We start from the raw sequence: 2,895 nt of genomic DNA, 5'->3' as shown, positions 1-2,895 counted from the left end.
ATCGTGGTGGGCCCGGAAGGGGAGGAGATTTACTGCGACGAACATGGCCGGGTGAAGCTGCAGTTCCCGTGGGACCGCTACGGCAGCTCCAACGACCAGAGCTCCTGCTGGGTACGAGTATCCCAAGGCTGGGCCGGTGGCCAGTACGGCATGATGGCGATTCCGCGCATCGGCCACGAGGTCATCGTCTCATTCCTCGAAGGTGACCCCGACCAGCCTATCGTGACGGGTCGCACCTACCACGCCACCAACCGGCCGCCGTATGAGCTGCCCGCCAACAAGACTCGCACCGTGCTGCGCACCGAAACCCACAAGGGTGAGGGCTTCAACGAACTTCGTTTTGAAGACCAGGCTGGGCAGGAAGAGATTTATATCCACGGTCAGAAAGACCTGAATGTTCTCATCGAGAACGATGCGGCGTGGCATATCAAGCACGACGAGCATCGGGATATCGACAACGAGCGGGTCACTCGCATCAGAAAGGTGCCGGGCAAGGATGGCGCTCCGCCCAGCCTCGGTAATGACCACCTGACAGTTGAAGGTGAAAAACGCGACCACATCAAGGCGGACTATTCGCTGACGGTGGATACCTCCCTGCACCAGAAACTGGGTCAATCCCTGTTGGTGGAAGCGGGTGAAGAGGTGCATATCAAGGTGGGTGACAAGCTGGTGCTAGAGGCGGGCTCCGAGATCACCCTCAAGGGGGGGGGCAGCTTTGTGAAAGTTGACCCGAGCGGCATCAAGCTGGTGGGCCCCGCCATCAAACTCAATGCCGGCGGCAGCCCAGGAGCAGGCTCTGGCTGGGCGGGTCAGGCTCCTGTTACTCCCAAAGGGGTTGAGGTGGTCAAAGCCCCAGAACTGGTTGAACTGGTCAAGGCCATTCCTACCGAGAAGGTGATGGAGGCGCTCTTGAAAGACGAGAAGCCCGCTGCGTTCTACCTCTTTTCTGAATAAGGAGAAAGCATGAAGTTTGCATTTCCCATCCTCACTGCCAAAGGTGAAGAATTCAAGGATGTCAAAGCGCTGACTGCACTTATTAATGGCGAAAAATCCGGTCATTATCTCCTTGGCAATCACAACAAATGGCATGGTGGTATTCATATCAGCGACCAGAGCGCCCCCTGGTGCAAGGATAAATATCCTGTCCGAGCCATTGCTGACGGCAAAGTCGTGGCTTTTCGGATAATGAAGGATTATCTGACCTCTGAATTTCAGGGAGAGTCACTGCGTTATTCCAACTGCTTCTGCCTGGTCCAACACGAATATTGTGAAATCAATGCAGAAACAAAAGCTAAAAACGAGTTCACCTTTTATTCGCTCTATATGCACCTTTTGCCTTGGGATAAGTACCAAAGTACCGAAAAGCTGGTATTGAAAAAGGGTTGGAATGCTCGCAATTCCGTCCCCCATTCGAACCCTGATGCAGAGCAGCAGCGTGCCGATGCTGCCTTGCCCCGTTTCACTTTGCCTAAGGATACTGAACTGGAGATGGATAGCAGCATTCCCCCGAAAAAGGGGAGTGTTGGGGACAAGGAGTATGATTTCATCAAGGTAAAGATCAAGAGCAAGCTGTCCAATGCCCAGATAAAAGAGGCTGAAAAGGCTGGCTTATTGGTCAGTGAAGGGAGTTCAGTCTGGATCGCCAATAGCCCGGATGCCGTGACCTTTATCAAGCCCAATGTGCCAACCTGGCTATTCGATCAGATAGATGCAGAGCTATTGAAGGATATGGCTGGGCGTGCAGATCCTGTCTTGGATGATAAAAGTGGTCGCTTGATGGCTGGCAGTGGCAATGTCTCACTGCCAGCTGGCACCAAGTTGCAGTATGATGCCCACCAACTCGAATTCCATTGGATTGGTGATAAAGCGCGCAAGATGGCCAGATGCAAATATGTCATGCCGAGTGGGAGTGACGCTCAGGGGAATTGTGGTCTCGCCTGGGTGTGCGTTGAAGATGAATTTATCAAAGCTAAAAGGCTTCCCCCTTCCCATCTCGACGAGCTATATGTGCTGCCATCTCCCGTGGTAATTGCTGCGGGTGAAACCATAGGCTATCTCGGCTTGGTGGAAACACCGGGGTCCCTGATTGGGGGCAAACAGAGCAAGCATCAGGTTCATCTTGAGGTGTTTACTCAAGATCCCCGTCTGGATGATGTTCTGGCCAACAAGGCGGGAACGCAAGGTGGTGCAATCTATGCCAAAGTGCCTGCCGATTTGATCCTCCATGAGAAGAAGAGTGAGGCAGGCAAATCCAAGTGGGTGGCAACCAAGGATAAAAGCAAGGAAGCGCTGGTTGAAGCACCCAAGCTGGAAAAGGATGCTGCCAAGCAGGAGTGGATTTGTGTCTCATCAGATAAATATGTCAAGAAAGAGCAAGTTGAGTTATTGAGTCAGCATGACTGGTTGAAGATCGGTTTTAAAAAGATCGATGGTAGTGGCTCCGACGGTTATCTGGATCCCGATGCGCCGCCTTCCCTTTTTACTGATTTGGTGAAAAGCTTTGATAAGAATAAGGATGGCAAGCTGAGCAGCGGCGAAATTCATGCCGCTTTGAGCAATCCGAAAAACAGTGAGCAGTTGCACAAGCTCATTGTCAAACATCTCAGCGAGTGGTATGAAAAGTCTTCAGCCAGCAGTTATCAATGGCTGGATAAGCTTATGACCAAGATTGGCCTGCCAAACTTTGATTTACTGGTTGATCATGAAAAGCAGCGTATCGATAAGCTGGAGTGGATGCAGAGTGCGACCAAGTTAAAGCTGGATAAAGAGGTTTGGCATTTTTCACCAATAGGAATAATGGCATTAATAACAGAGCAGCTCCCAAGCGGAGATACAATCGATTTTAATACCACTCTTGGGATTTATAGAATTTCTAAAAAATCTGCGGAATTTATA

The 2,895-nt window shown here is 51.2% G+C and carries 2 protein-coding genes; both read left to right on the top strand.

The window, feature by feature from the left end; genetic code table 11:
• On the top strand, positions 1–954 hold a 954-nt coding region (locus tag AACS18_RS00135), incomplete at its 5' end, for a type VI secretion system Vgr family protein (protein WP_146184731.1).
• A gap of 9 nt (positions 955–963) precedes the next feature.
• On the top strand, positions 964–2,895 hold a 1,932-nt coding region (locus tag AACS18_RS00130), incomplete at its 3' end, for a hypothetical protein (protein ID WP_219927952.1).

Origin of the sequence: Aeromonas sp. HMWF015, from assembly GCF_963878965.1 — a bacterium.
GTDB lineage: Bacteria > Pseudomonadota > Gammaproteobacteria > Enterobacterales > Aeromonadaceae > Aeromonas > Aeromonas veronii.
Note: the sequence above shows the minus strand (reverse complement) of the source record. Positions and strands in the feature narration are given on the sequence as shown.